At 55.2% G+C, this 21,793-nt stretch carries 21 protein-coding genes; 4 read left to right on the top strand and 17 right to left on the bottom strand.

The window, feature by feature from the left end:
- Nucleotides 1–17: 17 nt before the first annotated feature.
- The 11 genes from emrB to AC790_RS20895 all read right to left on the bottom strand — a co-directional run bounded on the left by emrB (nt 18) and on the right by AC790_RS20895 (nt 12,552).
- Nucleotides 18–1,553 carry a multidrug efflux MFS transporter permease subunit EmrB gene (gene emrB, locus AC790_RS20945; RefSeq protein ID WP_007886391.1) on the bottom strand — a complete coding sequence of 512 codons (1,536 nt, stop codon included), beginning with the start codon at nt 1,551–1,553 and terminating at the stop codon, nt 18–20.
- 17 nt (nt 1,554–1,570) lie between these two features.
- Nucleotides 1,571–2,743 (bottom strand): multidrug efflux MFS transporter periplasmic adaptor subunit EmrA, encoded by a 1,173-nt coding sequence (gene emrA, locus AC790_RS20940; RefSeq protein ID WP_007886393.1) that lies wholly within the window; start codon nt 2,741–2,743, stop codon nt 1,571–1,573.
- A 148-nt stretch (nt 2,744–2,891) separates the two neighbouring features.
- Complete coding sequence (mprA, locus tag AC790_RS20935) at nt 2,892–3,422, bottom strand: transcriptional repressor MprA (RefSeq protein ID WP_049853022.1); 531 nt, start codon at nt 3,420–3,422, stop codon at nt 2,892–2,894.
- 718 nt (nt 3,423–4,140) lie between these two features.
- Nucleotides 4,141–5,136, bottom strand: coding sequence for a glycine betaine/L-proline ABC transporter substrate-binding protein ProX (proX, locus tag AC790_RS20930; RefSeq protein ID WP_008101636.1), 996 nt, complete (start codon nt 5,134–5,136; stop codon nt 4,141–4,143).
- Between the two features lie 63 nt (nt 5,137–5,199).
- Nucleotides 5,200–6,384 (bottom strand): glycine betaine/L-proline ABC transporter permease ProW, encoded by a 1,185-nt coding sequence (gene proW / locus AC790_RS20925; protein WP_049853021.1) that lies wholly within the window; start codon nt 6,382–6,384, stop codon nt 5,200–5,202.
- 2 nt (nt 6,385–6,386) lie between these two features.
- On the bottom strand, nt 6,387–7,577 hold the full coding sequence (gene proV / locus AC790_RS20920; RefSeq protein ID WP_007886409.1) for a glycine betaine/L-proline ABC transporter ATP-binding protein ProV: 1,191 nt from the start codon (nt 7,575–7,577) through the stop codon (nt 6,387–6,389).
- Between the two features lie 460 nt (nt 7,578–8,037).
- Nucleotides 8,038–8,997, bottom strand: a complete 960-nt coding sequence (gene nrdF, locus AC790_RS20915; protein ID WP_036620205.1) for a class 1b ribonucleoside-diphosphate reductase subunit beta — start codon at nt 8,995–8,997, stop codon at nt 8,038–8,040.
- A gap of 8 nt (nt 8,998–9,005) precedes the next feature.
- Nucleotides 9,006–11,144 carry a class 1b ribonucleoside-diphosphate reductase subunit alpha gene (nrdE, locus tag AC790_RS20910; protein WP_072093463.1) on the bottom strand — a complete coding sequence of 713 codons (2,139 nt, stop codon included), beginning with the start codon at nt 11,142–11,144 and terminating at the stop codon, nt 9,006–9,008.
- On the bottom strand, nt 11,123–11,527 hold the full coding sequence (nrdI, locus tag AC790_RS20905) for a class Ib ribonucleoside-diphosphate reductase assembly flavoprotein NrdI (RefSeq protein WP_007886412.1): 405 nt from the start codon (nt 11,525–11,527) through the stop codon (nt 11,123–11,125). Before nrdI ends, nrdE begins: the two co-directional genes overlap by 22 nt.
- A gap of 3 nt (nt 11,528–11,530) precedes the next feature.
- The gene (gene nrdH, locus AC790_RS20900; RefSeq protein WP_007886413.1) at nt 11,531–11,773 is read right to left on the bottom strand and encodes a glutaredoxin-like protein NrdH; all 243 of its coding nucleotides are present in this window, start codon (nt 11,771–11,773) and stop codon (nt 11,531–11,533) included.
- Between the two features lie 458 nt (nt 11,774–12,231).
- A complete protein-coding gene (locus AC790_RS20895) occupies nt 12,232–12,552 on the bottom strand; it encodes a DUF883 family protein (protein ID WP_007886414.1) in 321 nt (106 codons plus the stop codon).
- Nucleotides 12,553–12,702: 150 nt separating this feature from the next.
- Between AC790_RS20895 and AC790_RS20890 the strand changes: the two genes are divergently transcribed.
- The 4 genes from AC790_RS20890 (at nt 12,703) to AC790_RS20875 (ending at nt 16,018) form a co-directional block, all read left to right on the top strand.
- A complete protein-coding gene (locus AC790_RS20890; RefSeq protein WP_007886422.1) occupies nt 12,703–13,041 on the top strand; it encodes a DUF2002 family protein in 339 nt (112 codons plus the stop codon).
- Nucleotides 13,042–13,173: 132 nt separating this feature from the next.
- Nucleotides 13,174–14,589: an S-methylmethionine permease gene (gene mmuP / locus AC790_RS20885; protein ID WP_200902278.1), complete on the top strand. Its 1,416-nt coding sequence runs from the start codon at nt 13,174–13,176 to the stop codon at nt 14,587–14,589.
- On the top strand, nt 14,579–15,514 hold the full coding sequence (gene mmuM / locus AC790_RS20880; RefSeq protein ID WP_049853019.1) for a homocysteine S-methyltransferase: 936 nt from the start codon (nt 14,579–14,581) through the stop codon (nt 15,512–15,514). The genes mmuP and mmuM overlap by 11 nt, the downstream gene beginning before the upstream one ends.
- A gap of 84 nt (nt 15,515–15,598) precedes the next feature.
- Complete coding sequence (locus AC790_RS20875; RefSeq protein WP_049853018.1) at nt 15,599–16,018, top strand: hypothetical protein; 420 nt, start codon at nt 15,599–15,601, stop codon at nt 16,016–16,018.
- An 83-nt stretch (nt 16,019–16,101) separates the two neighbouring features.
- Here the strand turns inward: AC790_RS20875 and speG are convergent, their stop codons facing one another.
- Genes speG through AC790_RS20845 form a run of 6 tightly spaced genes read right to left on the bottom strand, consistent with a single transcriptional unit; the run spans nt 16,102 to nt 21,626 of the window.
- Nucleotides 16,102–16,647 (bottom strand): spermidine N1-acetyltransferase, encoded by a 546-nt coding sequence (speG, locus tag AC790_RS20870; RefSeq protein WP_007886431.1) that lies wholly within the window; start codon nt 16,645–16,647, stop codon nt 16,102–16,104.
- Nucleotides 16,644–17,336: an ABC transporter ATP-binding protein gene (locus tag AC790_RS20865; protein WP_049853017.1), complete on the bottom strand. Its 693-nt coding sequence runs from the start codon at nt 17,334–17,336 to the stop codon at nt 16,644–16,646. Before AC790_RS20865 ends, speG begins: the two co-directional genes overlap by 4 nt.
- Nucleotides 17,329–18,162 (bottom strand): ABC transporter ATP-binding protein, encoded by an 834-nt coding sequence (locus AC790_RS20860; RefSeq protein WP_049853016.1) that lies wholly within the window; start codon nt 18,160–18,162, stop codon nt 17,329–17,331. The genes AC790_RS20865 and AC790_RS20860 overlap by 8 nt, the downstream gene beginning before the upstream one ends.
- Nucleotides 18,152–19,009: an ABC transporter permease gene (locus tag AC790_RS20855; RefSeq protein ID WP_007886437.1), complete on the bottom strand. Its 858-nt coding sequence runs from the start codon at nt 19,007–19,009 to the stop codon at nt 18,152–18,154. The genes AC790_RS20860 and AC790_RS20855 overlap by 11 nt, the downstream gene beginning before the upstream one ends.
- Nucleotides 19,006–20,058, bottom strand: coding sequence for an ABC transporter permease (locus tag AC790_RS20850; RefSeq protein ID WP_007886439.1), 1,053 nt, complete (start codon nt 20,056–20,058; stop codon nt 19,006–19,008). Before AC790_RS20850 ends, AC790_RS20855 begins: the two co-directional genes overlap by 4 nt.
- Nucleotides 20,058–21,626 carry an ABC transporter substrate-binding protein gene (locus tag AC790_RS20845; protein ID WP_049853015.1) on the bottom strand — a complete coding sequence of 523 codons (1,569 nt, stop codon included), beginning with the start codon at nt 21,624–21,626 and terminating at the stop codon, nt 20,058–20,060. Before AC790_RS20845 ends, AC790_RS20850 begins: the two co-directional genes overlap by 1 nt.
- Between the last annotated feature and the right edge of the window lie 167 nt (nt 21,627–21,793).

The following is a 21,793-nucleotide window of genomic DNA, read 5'->3' as shown; positions in this document are numbered from 1 at the left end:
CGTTTTTGTTTTATCGCTTAGTGCGCACCGCCGCCGCCACTGCCGGCACCGAAGGGGGGACGCGCAAACCACACCAGCACCAGCAAGATCAAGAACACACCCGCCGACGCCCAGAAGATCTCATTCGCCGAGATAATCAGCCCCTGATTGGTAATTTGCTGTGCGATATACGCCGATGCCTGCTGCTGGGTCATCCCCATGCTTTCCAGTTGGTCGTACATCTGCTGTGAATTGACGTTGTAAGGATTCACCGACTCCGACAAATAGCTATGATGCATCGATTCCCGATTACTCCACATCGTGGTGGTGATCGAGGTGCCGATAGAACCGGCCAGCGTTCGTACGAAGTTCGACAGGCTTGATGCTGCCGCCATGCGCTCCGGCGGTAAGCCCGACAGCGTAATGGTGGTCAATGGCATAAAGAAGCACGCCACCGCAAAGCCCTGAATAAACTGCGGCCACGCCGATGCGCCAAAATCCATGCCCGGCTCAAACGTGTAGGCGCGCCAGTAGAAACAGACGGCATACATGATAAAGCTGAAGGTCACCAGCTTACGCATGTCCAGCTTATGTGCGAAGCGACCAATAATCGGCGACAGGATTACCGGCAGAATACCTACCGGCGCTGACGCCAATCCGGCCCAGGTGGCGGTGTAGCCATATACCTCCTGCAACAGCTGCGGCAGTAATACTATCGAGCCGAAGTAGAGCATATACGCCAGACTTATCGACAAACAGCCAATGGTGAAGTTGCGCATTTTGAACAGCGACAAATCGACTATCGGGTGATCGTCGGTCAGCTCCCACACCAGCAGCACCAGTAGCGCCACTACGGCGACCACCATGAGCACAATGATTTCGGTGGAGCTGAACCAGTCGAGTTCTTTACCGCGATCGAGCATCACCTGCAGCGAGCCAATCCCGACGACCAGCAGCACCAGGCCGACCATATCGATCGGACGGATCTCGGTTTTGGTCTCACGTCCGCGCAAAGTTTGCAGCGTCAGTAACACCACCACCAAGCCAATGGGTACGTTGATAAAGAAGATCCAGCCCCAGTGATAGTTATCGCTGATCCAGCCGCCGAGAATCGGACCGCAGATCGGCGCCACGATCACCGTCATCGCCCATAGCGACAGCGCCACACTGCGCTTCGCCGGTGGATAGTTATTGAGCAACAAACTCTGCGACAGCGGAATCAACGGACCTGCGACCACACCCTGAATGACGCGGAAGAAGATCAGCATCTCCAGGCTTTCGGACATGCCGCAAGCCCAGGACGCCAGCACAAACAGGATAGTCGACCAGGTAAAAAGCTTCACTTCACCGATGCGTTTCGCCAGCCAGCCGGTGATGGGGATCGAGATGGCATTCGCCACCCCGAAAGAGGTAATCACCCACGTGCCTTGTGAGTTCGAGGCACCGAGGTTACCGGCGATGGTCGGAATCGCCACGTTAGCGATGGTGGAGTCGAGTACCTGCATAAACGTCGCCAGCGACAGGGCGATGGTCATCAGGACTAACGGCGCACCTTCAAGCGGTTTTTGTGCCACAACAGCCTCCCGCGGCGTTAGTCAGCGTTGGCACGAACGATGTCAGTAATCAGCTGGTTAACCGGCGCAAGGTCGATTGCCAACGCATTACTTTCGTAGGCGGCCTGCGGACGCACCACACTCGCCAGCGTTGCTCCCTCTTTATTCTGCGTATCAACTTTCACCAGCGTGGAGAGGCCGATACGCAGCGGATGCTCGGCAACCTGTTTCGGATCCAGTTCGATACGCACCGGCAGACGCTGCACGACTTTGATCCAGTTACCGGTGGCATTCTGTGCTGGCAGCAGCGAGAAGGCGCTACCGGTACCCATATCCAGTCCAACCACTTTGCCGTGATACTCCACGTCATCCCCGTAGATATCACTTACCACCGTGGCGGATTGACCGATACGTACGCCAGAAAGCTGAGTCTCTTTGAAGTTGGCATCAATCCAAAGGTTGGTGGCCGGAACCACCGCCAGCAGCGGTGTGGTGGTAGAAATTTGTGACCCCACCTGAACGCTACGACGCGAAATGAAGCCATCAATCGGGCTACGGATGTCGGTGCGCTGCAGCGCCAGCCAGGCATCACGTAGTTCAGCTGCGCTCTGTTGTACCGCAGGCTGATTTTCCAGCGAGGTGTTGAGAATCATCGCCTGATTAGCATTGTATTGCTGAACGGCGACATCCAACTGTGCTTTCGCGGTGGCGACGGCATCACGCGAGTGTTGCAGCTCTTCGCGGCCAATCAGGTTTGAGGCACCCAGCGGCTCGCGGCGTTTCAGGTCAGCTTCGGCCTGATCCAGCGCGGTTTGCTGCAGCTTGATCGTGGCTTGATACTGCTTACCATTGATCATCAGCTGGTGGGTTTGACGCACGCTGGTGGCTAATGCGGTCTGCGCTTTTTCAAACGCCTGCTGCGCATCGGTTTTATCCAGCGAAACCAACACGTCACCTTTTTTGACCCTGTCAGTATTATCAAACCAAACTTTATTTACGCTGCCAGAAACCTGTGCCATCACCTGCACCTGGTTACCCGCCACATACGCATCATCGGTTTCCTGGAAGTGGCGCAGCACCAAATACCAGTAAGCCAGATACGAAACACCAATAATGACAAACACGATAGCCAGTAGGATCAGCACACCTTTGCGCTTCTTCTTTTTATTTGCTGGCTGTTGCGGGCTTTGAGCTTCCGCTGTCGCACTCATGTTGTTCTCCACGTTTTCCATTTAGTCGGGATGTGTTGATCCATCAACACGGTTGCCCGAGTCGAAAAAGCCAGCGCTTAAGCGCTGGCCGGATAAAAGGGGATTAAAATAGCGATTTCGGAAGGTGATTGTGTCGCACTTCTTGCTATTAACATGACAGGGAGGCGATAACCTGATCTTCGTCCATTTTATCGAGACGGTTAAGTAACTTACGGGTGATGGTTTCCAGCTGATCCTGCTCATTAGTGGAGAGCGAAGACCACAAATATTGCAGGCTCTGATGCTGTGGTGGCAGTAGCTGGCGCAAGAATTCGTTGCCTTTTTCAGTCAGGTGCAGATGCAGGCAGCGGCGATCGTTCTCGCTTTCACGGCGTTCAATCCAGCCGCGCTTCTCCAGCTCATCGGCGATACGCGTTGCGTTAGTGCGTGAGGAGCCCAATGCAGAACTCAATTCTGATGGCTGGATGCTCTGATTTTCCTGGGCATCGAGGGTGATCAGCGCCATGAATAAGGTCTCGTTAATTCCCTGCGCCTTCAACATTTTGTTGCGATTATCCAGCAGTTTTCCCTGCATGTGCATGCACAGGCGGGTCAGAATGATCTCCTGCAGCGGAAAATCTTTATGGCGGTTAGCACGGATGTTTAGCATCTGTTCAATGGGAGTAAACGAACTTTCCATTTTTAAAAAAACCTCTTAGTTGCAACTGGTATAGTAATGATGGTGACAGATAAAGCGTAGTCATATTTTCCGCAGGTGATTGTTCGCACGATCACATTGTCAACATCTGACATTCCAGGTTGTTCCTTAACCCTGGGCATTTCGCCCTGACATCCCGCCTGAAAACCTGCGCGGCCGATGCCATCAATTCATCCCGGGAAACCTTTTTACAGATAAATAATTTCGCGAGAAAAAATAACTCTGGTGAATAACTGCGCTGCTAACCATAACAAAGCCAATCATCAATGAACAGTATTGCTCACCAGTTTGGCCTGACCTTTACGATTTCTAAACACTTTTGCAGCGCATCTTGCCTAAGTAAATCAATGCTTTGGTTAACATTATATTAACAACGCTCACGCCATAGGAATACCAGCCATAATGATGGAATTCGATCGCCAAACGGGAAGCATTCAGAGCGTGAGGATGAGAGAGATAATCATTTGAGGGTAATAATAACCCAAAAAATTATTTCATTGGTGTGTTAATTAACAGGACGTACCAGTACGCTATAGCGCACGCTTCGCTTATCGAGAGGTTATTCAAGGGAAGGAAAGGGCGAGTCAGGAACCTGCTGTAGCGGTGCAATCTCATGCGCTTGTGGCCAGGGTGCCATGGGTAGGATGAAAAACGGCGCGATAAATCGCGCCGCTACAATACTAACGCTAATGTAATGCGGTTACTTAGCTGCCGCTAATGCGTCCTGAATCCATTTATCAAATTCCGCCTGATGACCTTTAATCCAGCCGTCGACGTGTCCATTGATGTCGGCTTCAGAAGCATGACCAGCATGCATCGCCGCGTTTTCGGCGTTGATATCACCAATGGGCAGCTTCATCTCAGCAAACAGCTTCGCCGCGGCCGGATTCTTCTCGGTCCAGGCTTTGTTCGCCACGATATGCATGGTGTTCACCGGGAAGCCGTAGTTGGCGCCATTTGCCAGCTTGGTATCAACTTTGCTCTGCTCGCCTGGCAGAGAAGAGAACGGCACCTGCAGCCACACCACATCTTTACCCGGCTTCAGCACGTCGCTCACCCAATAAGGCGTCCAGGTGTAATAGAACACCGGTTTGCCCTGCTTAAAGCGTGTGATGGTATCGGCGATCATCGCCGAGTAGTTACCCTGATTATGCTCTACGGTGTTGCTCAGTTTATAAGCATCAATCTGATGATTAATCACCGCTTCACACCCCCAGCCTGGCGTACAGCCGGTCAAATCGGCTTTACCATCGCCATTGGTATCAAAAAGTTTGGCGATCTTCGGATCTTTCAACTGCTCGATATTGGTGATGTGATATTGCTCAGCGGTTTTCTTATCAATGAGATAACCCTGTGCGGCGCCACCGACGTAGGTGCCCTGGCGATAAAATTTCGCATCGCCGCCCGCAGCTTTATACATGTCGTCGTGCAGCGGTTTCCAGTTGGTGGCAATAAAAGTGGCATCGCCAGCAGCGATGGTGGTGTACGCCACGTTGTAATCAATCTCGCTTGGCTTTTCGACGGTATAGCCGAGTTTCTCCAGCGCGCGGCTCACCAGCAGCGTCTGGAAGGTCTCTTCAGAAATGGTGCTCTGAGTCGGTTTAACGGTGATGCCTTTACCGGGCAGGTCGGCGGCGGACACGTGCGTCGCGGCGAACGTCGTCAGGACGGCAGCAATTAGAGCTGTCTTGCGCATAGTCATTCCTTATTTTACGTGTTACGTCGGAGACGAGCGGCCCCAGCGGACCGCTCATTAAAATCAGGCTTTTTTACTGAAAGGGCGGAGCAGTAGACCCAGCGGGCCCGTGCTGTACCAGTGGCGGCTGCCACGGCTGCGGCTGTCGCGGCCCATCGACTGCGTCAGGCGATCGAGGATGATGGCGAGGATAACAATGCCTACGCCGCCCACGGTGGCGAGCCCCATATCGAGGCGACCAATACCGCGCAGTACCATCTGGCCGAGGCCACCAACGGCAATCATTGAAGCGATCACCACCATCGACAGTGCCAGCATCAGCGTCTGGTTTACGCCGGCCATGATGGTCGGCATTGCCAACGGCAGCTGCACTTTAAACAGCATCTGACGCGGGCTGGCACCGAAGGATTCACTTGCTTCGATCAGATCAGCAGGCACCTGCTTGATGCCGAGAATGGTCAAACGCACAATCGGCGGCAGCGCAAAGATAATGGTCACCACCACGCCCGGAACGTTGCCGATACCAAACAACATCACGATCGGCACCAGATAAACGAAGGCCGGAGTGGTCTGCATTGCATCCAGCAGCGGACGGATAATGCGTGCGGCACGTTCGCTGCGCGCCAGCCAGATGCCGAGCGGCAAGCCGATCACAATGCAGAAGAACAGGGCGGTAAGCACCAATGCCAGCGTCACCATCGCCTGCGACCAGGCACCGATCGCGCCAATCGCAATCAATGAGATCAGCGTAGCAATCCCCATCGCTGGACTGGCAATTTGCCAGGCAATCAGCGCAAACACCACAATTGCCACCGGCGCAGGCATGCCGAGCAGTAACTGCTGAAAGGCGCTGAGGATGTAATCCACCGGCACACGAATGCCCTGGAATACCGGACGGAAATGGCTTACCACCCAATCGATGCCCTCGGTCACCCAGCTGTCGAGCGGAATCCAGGTTTTATGGAACGGGTCCATGATGTTGAAATGCTCAGGTGCGGGAGCGGGTGCGCTGCTGAGCCAGTCGCTGCTGCTGGCGGCATTGCTGGCGGCATTGCTGGCGGCATCATGGCCACCGCTGCTGGCCGCGGAGGGATCGCCCCACGCATCGGCCGAGCCGCTATCAGCCGGTGCAGTACTGCCGCTTGCCCAGGGATCGCTGCTGCTGGCGGCGGCACTGGTATCGGAGGTGGCCGGTTGCTGGGTAGTTTGGCTGGCACTTTCCCACGGATTAGATGTTTGTTCACTCATGATTAGGCTCCTTCACGATCTAAAGCGCGCAACAGCATGCTTTTCGAAATGATACCGACGTACTGATTCTCTTCACTGACCACCGGCACGGCGCAGGGCGCTTGTGCCACATGGGAGAGCAGATCGTTCAGCGAGGTATCGGCAGGAACCGCTAACGGCGTCTCCAGCAGCGCGCTATCCAGCCCTTCACCGGCTGCCAGCGCAGCTTTCAGCGAATCGGTGGACACCACGCCGACAAACTTCTGTTTCTCCAGCACATAGCCATATTCACGATCTTCATCCTGCAACAGCTTGATGGCCGATCGCGGACCAAAACCGGCGGCTTTACGAATCAGCGAGCCCGCACTGCGACGGGCAATATCTTTGGCGCTAAATACATGGCTGATATCGACGCCACGGAAGAAGGTGCGTACATAATCGTTGGCGGGATTATTAAGGATTTCATCCGGCGTGCCGACCTGTACGACTTCGCCACCTTGCATAATGGCAATGCGATCGCCAATGCGCATCGCTTCATCGAGGTCATGAGAAATAAATACGATGGTACGCTGATGCTTAGCCTGCAGTTTTACCAGCTCATCCTGCATTTCAGTACGAATCAGCGGATCGAGTGCTGAGAAGGCTTCATCCATCAGTAAAATATCGGGATTAATAGCCAACGCGCGGGCTAATCCAACGCGCTGACGCATACCGCCAGAAAGTTCATCCGGATAGGAGTGGGCATAATTATCCAGGCCAACCTGACGCAGCGCTTCCAGCGCTTTTTCCTGGCGCTCCTGCAACGGCACGTTGGCTAATTCCATGCCAAAGGCGGCATTATTTAGTACCGTCATATGCGGCATTAACGCGAAGGATTGAAATACCATGCTGATCTTATTTCTGCGGACGTCACGCAGTTCTGAATCCGATATTTTAGCAATATCGACACCGTCTATGATTACCTGGCCGCGGGTGGGCTCGATCAGACGATTGAGAAGGCGAACCATGGTGGACTTACCTGAACCTGAAAGCCCCATGATGACGAAGATCTCGCCTTCTTCAATGGCCAGACTGGCATTTTTGACGCCGACAGAGAGACCGGTTTTCGCCAGAATACTCTCTTTGCTTTCGCCTTTATCAATCAGCTTAAATGCCTTTTCGGGATTATCCCCAAATACTTTATATAAATTCTTTACTTCGAGTTTAATTGCCATGCAGTAATTAATTTCCCGGTTAAATGTTTAACTATTTCTTGTTGTGGTCCTGATTAAATTTAAGCGCCCTATACCCTAGCATAGTGAAATTATCTGACAACCCTGAATGGCGATATTCGCCGATGCGCGCCTGCACGAATAGCTAAAATCTCCAGTGCTCACAAGGGATGCGCGTGGATTAATTTTTTACGTTTGATAAGTGAATTTATGCGCGTTTCGGTCTGTTTTTGGTACAGAATGGCCGGAAATCAATCCGAAATGAAGAAATATAAGTGAAATAAATGACTAAAATGAGAGGAAATAAAATTGGATTTTAAAAATAATTATTACCGTATTAATACGTTAAATAATTCGTGCTGCAGCAAGGCGACAAGCCCGCTCGACCCAGGAGCATAGTTCACTATGTGACTGGGAAGAGTGGGCGCTGTCAACGCAGCTGTGGTGCGAAGTATGACGCGTATTAAAAGTTCCAGTCTTCGTCTTCGGTCTCTACTGCTTTCCCCATAACGTAAGAGGAGCCGGAACCTGAGAAGAAGTCGTGGTTTTCATCGGCGTTGGGCGATAGCGCGGACAAAATCGCCGGATTCACCGAGGTCAGCTCCGCCGGGAACAGCGCTTCGTAGCCGAGGTTCATCAGCGCTTTGTTGGCGTTGTAGTGCAGGAAGGTTTTTACCTCTTCCGCCCAGCCCACTTCGCCGTACAAGGCTTCGGTATACACCACTTCGTTTTCGTACAGCGCCAGCAGTAAATCAATCGCAAACTGCTGCAGCTCTTCGCGGCGGCCTGCATCGACGTTTTCCAGCGCTTTTTGGTACTTGTAGCCGATGTAATAGCCGTGCACTGCTTCGTCACGAATGATCAGACGAATCAGGTCGGCGGTGTTGGTCAGCTTGCCCCGGCTCGACCAATACATCGGTAGCCAGAAACCGGAGTAGAACAGGAACGATTCAAGGAACACGCTGGCGATTTTTTTCTTCAGCGGATCCTCGGCGCGATAGTGCTCCAGCACAATCTTCGCCTTGTTTTGCAGTGCTTCGTTCTCTTCGCTCCAGCGATAGGCCGCATCGACATCTGCGGTATTACACAGCGTGGAGAAAATCGAACTGTACGAGCGCGCATGCACCGCTTCCATAAAGGAGATGTTCGATAGCACCGCCTCTTCGTGTGGCGTAATGGCATCTTCCATCAGGCCCGGTGCGCCGATCACGTTCTGGATGGTGTCGAGCAGCGTCAAGCCGGTAAATACCCGAATCGTCAGCTGCTGCTGCTGGTGGTCAAGCGACTGCCAGGCTGGCAGATCGTTGGAGAGCGGCACTTTTTCCGGCAGCCAGAAGTTGCTGGTCAGACGGTTCCACACTTCGAGGTCTTTCTCATCCTGAATGCGGTTCCAGTTAATCGCTTGAATTTGTTTTAGTTGCATAGTTTTCATCACAGTGAGCAGGAGACGCAGCCCTGTACCTCGGTGCCTTGCAGCGCCATCTGGCGCAGACGAATGTAATAGAGCGTTTTGATGCCTTTCTTCCACGCGTAAATCTGCGCTTTGTTGATATCGCGCGTAGTAACGTCGTCGCGGAAGAACAGCGTCAATGACAGGCCTTGATCAACGTGCTGCGTGGCTTCGGCGTAGGTATCAATAATCGCTTCCGGACCAATCGAGTACGCATCCTGATAGAGGTCGAGATTGTCGTTGGTCATAAACGGCGCCGGATAATAGACGCGGCCGGTTTTGCCCTCTTTACGAATCTCAATGCGCGACACGATCGGGTGAATGCTTGAAGTGGCGTGGTTGATGTACGAGATCGAACCGGTTGGCGGAATCGCCTGCAGGTTCTGGTTGTATAACCCATGCTGCATTACCGCTTCGCGCAACGCTTGCCAGTCGGCCTGCGTCGGCAGAGCAATCCCGGCATCGGCAAACAGTTGTGCCACACGTGCGGTGCGTGGCTGCCAGGCTTGCTCGACATACTTATCGAAATATTTGCCATTGGCGTATTGTGACTCGGCGAAACCGTCGAAACTTGTCTGATGCTCCTGCGCCAGCAGATTCGAGGTGCGCACAGCGTAGTAGGTGACGCAGTAGAAGTAGAGGTTGGTGAAGTCCAGTGCTTCTTCTGAACCGTACGCCATGCCTTCGCGCGCCAGATAGCCGTGCAGATTCATTTGACCGAGGCCGATAGCGTGCGAACGACGATTACCTTCCGCCACCGATGGCACCGAGTTAATTTCACTCATCTCCGAGACGGCGGTCAGCGCGCGCACCGCGGTTTCCACGGTCTGCGCCAGATTGCGTGAATCCATGGCATGCGCAATGTTGAGTGAGCCGAGGTTGCAGGAGATGTCTTTGCCGACGCGGCGATAGCTGAGATCGTCATAGAACTCGCTGGCACTGTTGACCTGCAAAATCTCGGAGCACAGGTTGCTCATGTTGATGCGGCCGGCAATCGGGTTGCTGCGGTTAACGCTATCCTCGAACATGATGTACGGATAGCCCGATTCAAACTGAATCTCCGCCAGCGTCTGGAAGAAGTCGCGCGGCTTGATGTAGGTTTTAGTGATGCGATCGTCCGCCAGCATCTCGTCGTAATGCTCGCTAATGCTGATATCACCAAACGCTTTGCCGTAGATGCGCTCGACATCGTAGGGCGAGAATAGCGCCATATCGCGATTCTCTTTCGCCAGCTGGAAGGTGATATCCGGGATCACCACGCCAAGCGATAGCGTTTTAATGCGGATTTTCTCGTCGGCATTTTCGCGTTTGGTATCGAGGAAGCGGAAAATATCCGGGTGATGCGCATTCAGCCACACCGCGCCCGCGCCCTGACGCGCACCAAGCTGGTTAGCGTAGGAAAACGCATCTTCCAGCATCTTCATTACCGGAATCACACCGGACGATTGGTTCTCAATGCGCTTAATCGGCGCACCCGATTCACGCAGGTTGGAGAGCAGGAACGCCACGCCGCCACCGCGTTTTGACAGCTGTAACGCTGAGTTCACCGCGCGACCAATCGATTCCATATTGTCTTCGATGCGCAGCAGGAAACAGGAGACCAGCTCGCCGCGCTGCTGCTTACCGCAGTTGAGGAAGGTTGGCGTAGCGGGCTGGAAGCGGCCGCTAAGCATCTCTGCCAGCAACTCACGCGCTAAGCTTTCATTGCCGCGTGCCAGCGTCAGCGCCACCATGCAGGCGCGCTGTTCGAACGTTTCCAGATAGCGTTTGCCATCGAAGGTTTTCAGCGTGTAGCTGGTGTAAAACTTCCACGCACCCAGGAAGGTGTGAAAACGAAAACCCGCAGCGTCGGCGTCGTCATGCAGCTGACACAGGAAATCGAATGGGTACTGATTCAGCACATCGGCTTCGTAGTAGCCTTCGGCCACCAGATAGCGCAGGCGCTCGCCCGCAGAGGCAAACTGCACGGTGTTGGGCTGCACATGTTGCAGGAAGAACTGGCGCGTAGCTTCGTGATCTTTGCTGAACTGAATACGGCCATCGGCGTCGTACAGGTTCAGCATTGCGTTCAGCGCGTGATAGTCCAGCTGCGTGCTGTTCAGGGTGTCTGTCGTTGCCAAAATTGGGTCACTCCCGCTTTTACATTAGCGATATCGTCGGGGGTTCCCATTAGCTCAAAGCGGTAGAGATAGGGAACCTGACATTTCTGCGCAATGATGTCGCCCGCCAGGCAATAGCCTTCACCGAAGTTGCGGTTACCGGCAGCAATCACCCCGCGAATCCCGCGTCGGTTGGCATCATCATTGAGGAATTGAATCACTTGTCTCGGCACCGCACCGCGCGAACTGCCGCCGCCGTAGCTCGGCACCACTAAAATGTAGGGTTGTTCGATATGCAGGCGCTGCGTGCCGTCAACCGGAATGCGGCGGGCAGGCAGCCCAAGACGAGTGATGAATCTGTGCGTGTTTTCCGACTGGCTAGAGAAATAGACCAGTGGAAACATGGCTTATCCCCCGACCGCTGCGAGCTGGCGCAGGCCGGCGATTTTGTCGGGGCGGAAACCACTCCAGTGATCGTCTTGCGTCATCACCACCGGCACCTGGCGATAGCCAAGGGATTTGAGGTTGTCGATGGCTTCAGGTTGGCTATCCAGGTTAATCAGCTGATAGTCGATACCTTTGCGGTCCATGGCATTTTTTGTCGCATTGCACTGGACACAATTGTCTTTGGTGTAAATAATAATGCGCATGATTCGTATTTCCCTTTGATTGCGGTCAGATTGCGAGATACGAAGCAAAATCCGGTTTGCATCGAACTTCGTCCTTGACGACATTTGGTAGCTGGTTGATGGGTTGAATACTAGATGTAGTGCTTCTGGTGGTCAAGCCCACCAGATATAGGGTTTTGTGATTTTGAACGTCGGATAATTGCTAAGGCCAGAGATCATGCGCCTTCCAGGCCGGAAAAATTTTTTGTAAAGGGATTGAGGGAAAAGTGTTGGTTGAATTTTGTGCGATTTGGCCCTCATCCCAGCCTTCTCCCGCCAGCGGGAGAAGGAGCCGATCGAGCTTCGATATAAACTAATGAACCACCTAGCTATCCCCTCTCCCGCTTGCGGGAGAGGGTTAGGGTGAGGGCCAAAGCGCACAGATCGCACCCACAAAAAAGCCCCGCACAAGGCGAGGCTGTTTGCATGCAATGACACGCTTATCGGCGAGAAGACACCAACAGCGCGCCGAGCACCAGACCTACTGCAGCACCAACACCAACGCCGTGCCACGGTTTGTCATGCACATAAGCATCAACCTGAGTACCCGCATCACGTGCCGCTTGTGACACGCGACTCTGACCGCCGCTCAGTTTGGCACGCGTCTGTTTCAGCAGCGCCTGCGCCTGGCTGCGTGCACTATCAACCTCGTCTTTGGCTTCACTGCCATAAGATTTAAGTAACGCCTCTAGCGAATCGGCCAGTTCGTTTACATCCTGATTGATATCAATGTCATCGTTTTTTACGCTTCGATTAAACATTTTTTAGCTCCCTTTGATTTAAAACGTAATACTCAGTGTAGACGAAGCGTGATTAAACGCAGGGATGTGCCAGGCTTTAGGGAAAATTCCGAATGCCCATGCCATCCTGCTGTTGTAAGGTTGCGGGGCTGTGAGAAGAGAGGAGCAAGCATGTATTTACGACCCGATGAGGTAGCACGCGTACTAGAGAAAGCGGGCTTCGAAATGGATACCCAGACGCCAAAAATTTACGGTTATCGCCGCGGCGAAAACTATGTCTACGTTAATCGCGAAGCGCGCATGGGACGTACTGCGTTGATTATTCACCCTACGCTGAAAGAGAAAAGCCACGGCTTTGCTGAACCGGCGTCGGAAATGAAAACCTGCGATCACTACACGCAATTCCCGCTCTACTTAATGGGCGATTCGCAGGAGCATTACGGCATTCCGCACGGCTTCAGCTCGCGCGTGGCGCTTGAGCGTTATCTGCAGGGCGTTTTCGGCGCCTGATGCTGCGCCCCGTGGTTGCGGGGCCGCACACCTTACCCAAATCCTTACCTTCTACCACGTTGCAAATCGCCACGCCGACGCGTATAACCCTGTGTCCATATAGATGTTCAGACGTCCATACGGATAAAAATGATGCAAACTCAGGATTCGCCCCCGCAGGAAAATTTTAAGCGCACCATGAAAGTACGGCATCTGGTGATGCTGTCGCTCGGCGGTGTGATTGGTACCGGCTTGTTCTTCAATACCGGCTACATCATCTCAACCACCGGCGCGGCTGGCACCTTGCTGGCTTATCTGATTGGCGCGCTGGTGGTATGGCTGGTGATGGTGTGCCTCGGCGAGCTGGCTGTAGCGATGCCGGAAACCGGCGCGTTCCATGTCTATGCCGCACGCTATCTCAGCCCGGCAACCGGTTATACCGTCGCCTGGCTCTACTGGCTCACCTGGACGGTTGCGCTGGGATCCAGCCTGACTGCCGCCGGCTTTTGTATGCAGTACTGGTTCCCGAGCGTGCCGGTGTGGCTATGGTGCCTGGTGTTCTGCATCGCCATTTATCTGCTGAACATTGTCTCGACGCGCTTCTTTGCCGAAGGCGAGTTTTGGTTCTCCATCATTAAAGTGATCACCATCATCGCTTTTATCATTCTCGGGGCCGGTGCCATCTTCGGTTTTATCCCGATGAAAGATGGCAGCGCCGCGCCCGGCTTGCACAATCTCACCGCCTCGGGCTGGCTGCCACACGGCACTTTGCCGATTCTGATGACCATGGTGGCGGTAAACTTCGCCTTCTCGGGCACGGAATTGATCGGTATCGCCGCCGGTGAGACCGAACAGCCACAAAAAGCGCTGCCGCTGGCGATCCGCACGACGGTCGCGCGTTTGATCATCTTCTTTATCGGCACGGTATTCGTGCTGGCGGCGTTGATCCCGATGGATCAGGCAGGCATCGTCAAAAGTCCGTTTGTGCTGGTGTTTGAAAAGATCGGCATTCCGTATGCAGCGGATATTTTCAACTTCGTGATCCTCACGGCGATTCTTTCGGCCGCCAACTCGGGCTTGTATGCTTCAGGTCGTATGTTGTGGTCGCTAGCCAATGAGAACACCATACCGCGCTGTTTTGCGCGCGTGAACCGGCGTGGCATTCCGGTGCTGGCGCTAACGGTCAGTATGATTGGCGGGCTGCTGGCGCTGTTCTCCAGCGTCATTGCACCGGATACGGTGTTTGTCGCGCTGTCGGCGATCTCCGGCTTTGCCGTAGTGGCGGTGTGGCTGAGCATTTGCGCCTCACATTATGTGTTCCGCCGTCGTCATCTGCAGGCGGGCGGTACTTTGCAACAGCTGGCTTATCGCGCACCGCTTTACCCGCTAACGCCGATTCTCGGCTTCCTGCTGTGCCTGTTGGCATGCGTCGGTTTAGCGTTCGATCCGTCGCAGCGCATTGCGCTGTGGTGCGGCATTCCATTTGTGCTGTTCTGCTATGCCGCCTACCATGTCACCCAACGACGTAAATCATCTCACAAGGCTGAGGAGGCCAACGATGTCGCGTAATCCCATCGCGCAGGCACTAACCCACACTGACACGCTGATTCTGGATGGTGCATTGGCGACTGAACTGGAGGCGCGCGGCTGCAATCTGGCTGATGCGCTGTGGTCGGCCAAAGTGCTGATGGAAAATCCAGAGCTGATTTATCAGGTGCATCACGACTACTTTGCCGCAGGCGCACATGTGGCGATCACCGCCAGCTATCAGGCCACGCCGCAGGGGTTTGCCGCGCGCGGATTAGATGAAGCGCAGGCGCTGGCACTGATCAAACAGAGCGTGCAGTTGGCGCAGCGTGCGCGCGACGATTATCGCGCATCATCTGCCAGCACCGCACCGCTGTTGGTGGCCGGTTCTGTCGGGCCGTATGGCGCGTTTCTGGCCAATGGCGCCGAGTATCGCGGTGATTACGCGCTGCCAGAAGAGGAGATGAAAGCGTTCCATCGTCCGCGCGTGAAGGCATTGTTGGAGGCGGGTGTTGATCTGCTGGCGTGTGAAACGCTGCCGTCGTTTGCCGAAGCGCAGGCGCTGATAAGTTTATTGGCTGAGTTTCCGGACAGCAGCGCGTGGTTCTCCTTTACTTTGCGCGATGCTGAGCACATCAGCGACGGAACGCCGCTGAGCCAAGTGGCCGAGCTGGTGAATGGCGCGCCGCAGGTGGTAGCGATTGGCATCAACTGCGTGGCGCTAGAGAGCGTAACGCCAGCCCTGCGCAGCTTGCAGGCGCAGAGCGATAAGCCGCTGCTGGTCTATCCCAACTCCGGTGAGCAATATGATGCCAGCAGCAAAACCTGGCACTCGGCGCCGTCGGGTTGCACGCTGCACGACAAGTTCCACGAGTGGCAGCTGGTCGGTGCGCGTCTGATTGGCGGCTGCTGCCGCACCACGCCGCAGGATATCGCGGCGATTGCCGCCTGTTGTCAACCGCAATAAAGCGCAGAAAACCATCAGTGATAGCGCGATTAAGCACAGAAGGGCGAGGTAAACTCTCCTTTCTGATGCTGAAGCGGACCTGCTATGAACCTGCGACTCCTTTTTCCTGCCTGTGCGCTGCTGCTGAGCGGCTGTGCCACCATTGTCGGCACTGAAACGCAACCGGTAAAAATCGACTCCGTGCCGCAAGGCGCACGTTTCACCGTGCAGGATGAGAACGGCCGCGCGGTAGCGCAGGGTTATACGCCGCAAACCGTCGAGCTGGCAAAATCCACCGGTAACTATTTTGGTAAGAAGCACTATCAGGTGATGCTGGAGAGCCCGGGCTACGTGCCGGTGACGTTGCCGATCGAGGCCAATGCCAATCTGTGGTATTTGATCGGCAATATCCCGCTGTTGGGCTTCCCCGGCTGGCTGCTGGTCGATCCCTTCTATGGCGGCATGTACGATCTGAAGCCTGAACATCCGCAGCCGAAGCTGAACGTGGTGGGTGCGCGCGGTTGATATTCAGGTGCGCATGAATGCGCACCCTACGAAAACCCGGCTACATTAACGTAAGGTCGCCATTCATGGCGACCAAATCGTCATTACTGCGCGGTAGGCTTCACCATCGCAGTGGCGGGCTTATGCTGCGCCAGATATTGCTGCTGGAAAATGCACATGCGGATGGTGTTGCGGTATTCGCCGTTGATGAAAAATTCGTGCTTCAGTACGCCTTCCACCTCAAAACCCAGCTTGGTGTAAATGTGAATCGCCTTCTTATTCTCCTGATCGACAATCAGATAGAGTTTGTAGAGATTCAGCACCGAAAAGCCGTAATCCATCGCTAACTTTGCCGCTTTGGTGGCTAAACCTTTGCCCTGATGTGAAGGATCGATGATGATCTGAAATTCAGCACGGCGATGCACGTGATTAATCTCGACCAACTCCACCAGGCCGGCTTTGTGGCCGTCGTGCTCCACGACAAAGCGACGCTCGGTTTGGTCATGAATATGCTTGTCATACAGGTCTGAAAGCTCGACAAACGCTTCGTAAGGCTCTTCAAACCAGTAACGCATCACGCTGGCGTTGTTATCTAATTGGTGCACAAAGCGCAAATCTTCGCGCTCCAGCGGACGTAACTTAACCGTCATACGGTGTTCCTTGTTGTTGAGTGTTGCTCCACGATGCGGCCCTGCGACATACGCGCCGCGCGATCGCACATGTGATCGATCACGTCAGGATCGTGACTGACCAGCACCATGGTTAAACCATCTTTTTGCTTGAGATCGTTGAGCAGGTTGAGGATCTCGGCCTGGACCGACATGTCCAGCGCCGAGGTCGGCTCATCCAGCAGCAGGATCTTCGGTTCCAGCAGCAGCGCGCGCACAATGGCGACGCGCTGACGCTGACCGCCCGAAAGTTGATGCGGATAACGATCCGCCAGCGCCGGATCCAGCCCGACATGGCGGAAACCGGCATTAATCCGGTCGTCGATACTATCACGCTTCAGCATTTTCAGTGGTTCCGCCAGCGTGCGACGCAGACGATGACGCGGATGCAGCGAGGCATAAGGATCCTGAAACACCATTTGCACGTCACGGCGCAGCTGGCCGGTGAAAGCTTTGCCGGGTTGCACTGCGCTGCCTGCCAGCGACATGGCGCCGCTCCAGTGTGGGTTTAACCCGGCCAGCACCCACAGCAGCGACGACTTGCCGCAGCCGGATGGGCCCACCAGACCAAAGCATTCACCGGCCGCGACCGTTAGCGACACGTCGTGCACCACGGTACGCAACTCGTACCCTTGCTTGTGCGACACGCTCAGGTTGGATAACTCAATCATAATTTCTCTCCAGCGCGGCGCGATCGAGTACCGGTAAACGTTCACCGTGGGTGGCTTTGCTCGGACGACAGGCCCACAAGGTGCTGGTATATGGATGGCTGGCATTAGCCAGCTCGGCGGCCGGCAAGGTATCCAGCACGCGGCCTTGATACATCACCATCACGCGCTCGCAGTGTTCAGCAACCTGTTGCAGATCGTGGCTGATTAGCAGCAAACCCATGTTGCGCTGTTCTACCAGACGACGAATGAGCGCCAACACCTGATCGCGCATGGCATGATCAAGTGCCGACGTCGGTTCATCGGCGATCAGCAATTCGGGATCGGTAATCAGGGCGATCGCCAGCATCACGCGTTGTCCCATGCCGCCAGAGAGTTGATGCGGGTAGCGCTTCATCAGCTGACGCGGATCGGGCAAGCCGACCGCATCGAGCATCTCGCACACTTTCTCCTGGCGCTCGGCACGGCTCAGTTTGTGGTGCAGCACCAGCGGCTCTTCCACCTGCCAGCCAATGGTGCGCGTGGGATTGAGCGCGTATTTCGGATCCTGCATCACCATCGCCACTTTACTGCCGCGCAGCTGGATCCAGTCGCGCTCGCGTAGGCTCAATGCATCGGTGCCGACAATCTGCAAACGGTCGGCCTGCAGCTGCAGCGAAGGCGATAGCAAGCCCATTAGCGTGCGGGCCGTTAGCGATTTACCGGAACCGGATTCCCCCACCAGCGCCACACGCTCACGGCCAATTTGAAAGCCGATGTTATCGACCAGCAGCGCATCATCGCTACGGATCGTCAGGCCCTGTACGTCAATTAACAGATCATTTGGCATGGCGAGTATCCAGTCGGTCACGCAGGCCATCGCCTGTCAGGTTAAACGCCAGGCTGGCGAACAGAATGGCACCACCGGGCGCGGCGGCAACCCACCATTGGTCGAAAATGACTTTACTGCCTTCGGCCACCATCGACCCCCATTCAGCGGTAGGCGGTTGCACGCCCATGCCGAGGAAGCCCAATCCGGCGGCAGACAGAATAATGCCGCCGAGGCTCAGCGCGGCGCGCACCACCGCCGTTGGCATACACAGCGGCAGAATATGGCCAAACATCAGGCGCAAACCGGTGATGCCCTGCATCCGCGCGGCAGCAAGATAATCACTGCGGCGCAGCGCCAGCGTTTCCGCACGCGCCTGGCGTGCAAACGGCGGCCAGCTGGTGAGCGCCAGCGCCAGCGCGCCATTCATCAAACCCGGACCGAGCATGGCCACCAGCGCCAGCGCGATCACCAGATTCGGCAGCGACAGGAAGATATCGGTGATGCGCATTAATACGCGCTCGGTCCAGCCGCCGACGTAACCGGCGGTGATACCGACCAGCAGGCCAACCGGAATGGTCAGCACCAGAATCAGTGATACCAGCAGCAGTGTCGGGCGTGCGCCGTAGATGACGCGTGACAGCAAATCGCGGCCAAAGCCATCGGTGCCGAACCAGTGCAGCGCCGACGGCGCTTGTAAACGCTGGGAGATGATCTGCGCATTGGGATCAAACGGCGCCAGCAAGGGCGCGAACAGCGCCATCGCCACCACAATCAGCACCAGCGTCAAGCCAATGGTGAGGGAAGTCATGCGGGCGCGACGGCGACGCGGGCGCAGCGTTTCCAGTTCAGAGAGTTGTTGAGTCATCGGGTTCTCGGATCGGTTAACCAGGTCAGGGCATCGGCCAGCGCATTGAGCAGAATGAAGCAGCTGCCAATCAGCAGAGTTGAGCCGAGAATCGCCGGTACATCAGAGGAAAACAGTGCGTTTGTCATGTAGCGACCAACACCCGGCCAGGCAAATACCGTTTCAGTCAATACCGAACCTTCCAGCAGCGTGGCGTAGGAGAGGGCGATAACGGTAATCAGCGTGCCCAGCACGTTAGGGAAAATATGGCGCAGCAGGATGCGGCCACGGCTGGCGCCCTTAGCGCGTGCCAGTACCACATACTCTTTGTTGCTCTCTTCCAGCAACGCAGCACGCAGCAGGCGCGTAATACCCGCCATCGCCAGCAGACCAAGAATCACCACCGGCAGCCACAGATGGGCAATCGCATTGCGGAACATCTCGGGATCGCCGGACATCCAGCTATCAATCAGCACAAAGCCGGTTTTCGGCTCCAGCGTGTAGATCCAGATGTCGTCAAGCTGGCCCGGACCGGCCGACCAGTGCAGCACGGCGTAAAACAGCAGTAAACCCAGCAAACCGAGCCAGAACACCGGCACTGAGTAACCGAGTAGCGAAACAAAACGTGCGACGTTATCGATGATGCTGCCTGGCTTCCACGCTGCCAGCAGCGCTAAGGCAATGCCGAACACCGCGGCAAAAATCATTGCACAGGTTGCCAGCTCAAGGGTGGCAGGGAAGGTGCGCATCAGGTCGGCGCTGACCGGCTGATTGGTCAGGTGCGACAAGCCCAAATCACCGCGTGCCAGATGGCTGATGTAGCGCCAGAACTGCACCAGCACCGGCTGATCGAGACCGAGATCGTGGCGCACCTGCGCATAGGTGGCTTCACTGGCGTGATCGCCGGCGATCTGCTGCACCGGATCGACAGGCGACAGGTGCGACAGCATAAAAGTGAACGCTAACAAACCGATCAACGTCACCAGCAGCGACAGCAGGCTAGTGACGAGGTGGCTAACGCGTTGCCAGAGCGGCCGGGCGAACCCGGCCTGTGAAGCTGACACTGCCATTACTTAGAAACCTGCGAGTAATACACCATGTCCGGATTGATGCCTTGCACATAGCCTTGCAGATTGTCGCGCAGCGCAATCAGGTTTTTTGCCTGCAAACCAATCACGTACGGGGAGTTCTTCAGCACTTCACGCTGCATCGCCTGATACAGCTCAACGCGCTTGTTCGTATCACTCTCGGCGGTGGCCGCCAGCGTTTGCTTGTTCAGCTCTGGAATGTGCCAGTCAGAACGGTAAGCCACGGTTTTACTGCCATCTTCCGGGTTGTACGCGAAGGACGCGGCGTTAGTGTTGGGATCGAAATAGTCTGCGCCCCAGGCGTTCAGGGTGGCTTCGTATTTGTGCGCCTTCACGCGGGTGGAAACTTCAGAGCTCAGGCCCGGCTGCACTTCCACTTTCACGCCACCTTTGGCGAAGCTGCCCTGCAGCGCCTGGGCGATGTCGAGATACGGCGGTTGGTTGCTGGTTGAAAGCGTAAAGCTGACGTTGGTCAGGCCGGCTTTCTTGAGAATCGCTTTGGCTTTTTCAGGATCGTAGCTGTACGGCGTGTCGTTGATGGCACCGAGGAAACCTTTCGGCAGGAAGGTTTGATGCACGTCGAACTGGCCTTTCAGCAGGTCGTTAGCGATACCTTTATAGTCGAACAGGTAACGAGCCGCTTCCCACAGCGCCGGATTCTTCAGCACCGGATTTTCACCCATGTTGAACTGGATGTAGTAGAGCGATGCCATGGGGATCGCTTCGGTCTTCACGCCGGCTTTACCTTTCAGCGAGGCGATCTGATCCGCGCCGAGGTTACGCGCGATGTCTACATCGCCCTGTTCCAGCAGCAGACGACGCGCAGCCGGTTCCGGTACGTTTTTGATCAGGATGTTTTTCAGCTTCGGTGCGCCCGCCGGGGAAGTCGGGTTGGCCGAGAGCAGAATCGCTTCATGCAGCACCACTTTGCGAATCTGGTACGGTCCGCTGCCGGCCGAGTGGGTGCCAAGCCAGGCGTGGCCAAAGTCGCCGTTTTTGGCATTCGCCTGCGCGGTTTTCTCATCCACAATTGAGGATACCGGCGCAGACAGCAGGCTCAGAACATAAGCCGGGCTGACGTTGGCGCTCCAGCTGATCTGCACATGGTTGTCATCGACCTTTTTCAGGAAGGTATCAACATTGTCTTTATTCCAACCGAGCTGGGTAAGAATAAAGGAGGGATCGAGATTCAGTTTAACCACGCGACCGAGCGAAAAGATCACATCTTCCGGACGCAGCGGATTGCCGCTGGCGAACTGTGCGCCTTTGCGCAGTTCAAAGGTCAGGCTGCGATTATCGTCACCGGCTTTCCATGAGGTGGCCAGCGTGGGTTTCAAATCGGTAGGGTTGGTAGGATCAGACTGGACCAGGCGCTGATAAATGTTAGTGAATGCTTGCACCGTGGTGAGCTCAAAGCCCTGCGCGGGATCGAAGCTGTCGGCATCATCCGTTGACTGGGCAATAACCAAGGTATCTTTCGGCGTCGCTGCCTGAACAGAGAAGGCGGCTGCCAGCGATAATACCAGCAGTGAGGGAATAATTTTTTTCATGTTGTTTCCTTGCCTAAAAAAAGTAACGCGAGTTTACGAGAGCGCAGCAGTGAAGAATAGTCAATTTCAGGCTATGCATATGCATTAATGATCTAAGTCGTGTGGTTCAGTTATAAGGCTGGCGGTAAGTGCAGCGCGGGTTACGCGGTACGCATAAATGCGTAGCC

Source organism: Pantoea sp. RIT-PI-b, assembly GCF_001187905.1.
In the GTDB taxonomy this organism is placed as follows: domain Bacteria; phylum Pseudomonadota; class Gammaproteobacteria; order Enterobacterales; family Enterobacteriaceae; genus Pantoea; species Pantoea nemavictus.
Note: the sequence above shows the minus strand (reverse complement) of the source record. Positions and strands in the feature narration are given on the sequence as shown.

What these genes read in the sequence shown, in the direction of transcription:
- AC790_RS20850 (WP_007886439.1), bottom strand. Translation starts at nt 20,058, where the DNA reads ATGGCAGTGTCAGCTTCACAGGCCGGGTTCGCCCGGCCGCTCTGGCAA.
- AC790_RS20860 (WP_049853016.1), bottom strand. Translation starts at nt 18,162, where the DNA reads ATGCCAAATGATCTGTTAATTGACGTACAGGGCCTGACGATCCGTAGC.
- speG (WP_007886431.1), bottom strand. Translation starts at nt 16,647, where the DNA reads ATGACGGTTAAGTTACGTCCGCTGGAGCGCGAAGATTTGCGCTTTGTG.
- proW (WP_049853021.1), bottom strand. Translation starts at nt 6,384, where the DNA reads ATGAGTGAACAAACATCTAATCCGTGGGAAAGTGCCAGCCAAACTACC.
- mprA (WP_049853022.1), bottom strand. Translation starts at nt 3,422, where the DNA reads ATGGAAAGTTCGTTTACTCCCATTGAACAGATGCTAAACATCCGTGCT.
- emrA (WP_007886393.1), bottom strand. Translation starts at nt 2,743, where the DNA reads ATGAGTGCGACAGCGGAAGCTCAAAGCCCGCAACAGCCAGCAAATAAA.
- nrdH (WP_007886413.1), bottom strand. Translation starts at nt 11,773, where the DNA reads ATGCGCATTATTATTTACACCAAAGACAATTGTGTCCAGTGCAATGCG.
- mmuM (WP_049853019.1), top strand. Translation starts at nt 14,579, where the DNA reads ATGTCGCGTAATCCCATCGCGCAGGCACTAACCCACACTGACACGCTG.
- AC790_RS20845 (WP_049853015.1), bottom strand. Translation starts at nt 21,626, where the DNA reads ATGAAAAAAATTATTCCCTCACTGCTGGTATTATCGCTGGCAGCCGCC.
- AC790_RS20890 (WP_007886422.1), top strand. Translation starts at nt 12,703, where the DNA reads ATGTATTTACGACCCGATGAGGTAGCACGCGTACTAGAGAAAGCGGGC.
- AC790_RS20865 (WP_049853017.1), bottom strand. Translation starts at nt 17,336, where the DNA reads ATGATTGAGTTATCCAACCTGAGCGTGTCGCACAAGCAAGGGTACGAG.
- nrdI (WP_007886412.1), bottom strand. Translation starts at nt 11,527, where the DNA reads ATGTTTCCACTGGTCTATTTCTCTAGCCAGTCGGAAAACACGCACAGA.
- proX (WP_008101636.1), bottom strand. Translation starts at nt 5,136, where the DNA reads ATGCGCAAGACAGCTCTAATTGCTGCCGTCCTGACGACGTTCGCCGCG.
- AC790_RS20875 (WP_049853018.1), top strand. Translation starts at nt 15,599, where the DNA reads ATGAACCTGCGACTCCTTTTTCCTGCCTGTGCGCTGCTGCTGAGCGGC.
- AC790_RS20855 (WP_007886437.1), bottom strand. Translation starts at nt 19,009, where the DNA reads ATGACTCAACAACTCTCTGAACTGGAAACGCTGCGCCCGCGTCGCCGT.
- proV (WP_007886409.1), bottom strand. Translation starts at nt 7,577, where the DNA reads ATGGCAATTAAACTCGAAGTAAAGAATTTATATAAAGTATTTGGGGAT.
- AC790_RS20895 (WP_007886414.1), bottom strand. Translation starts at nt 12,552, where the DNA reads ATGTTTAATCGAAGCGTAAAAAACGATGACATTGATATCAATCAGGAT.
- nrdF (WP_036620205.1), bottom strand. Translation starts at nt 8,997, where the DNA reads ATGCAACTAAAACAAATTCAAGCGATTAACTGGAACCGCATTCAGGAT.
- mmuP (WP_200902278.1), top strand. Translation starts at nt 13,174, where the DNA reads ATGCAAACTCAGGATTCGCCCCCGCAGGAAAATTTTAAGCGCACCATG.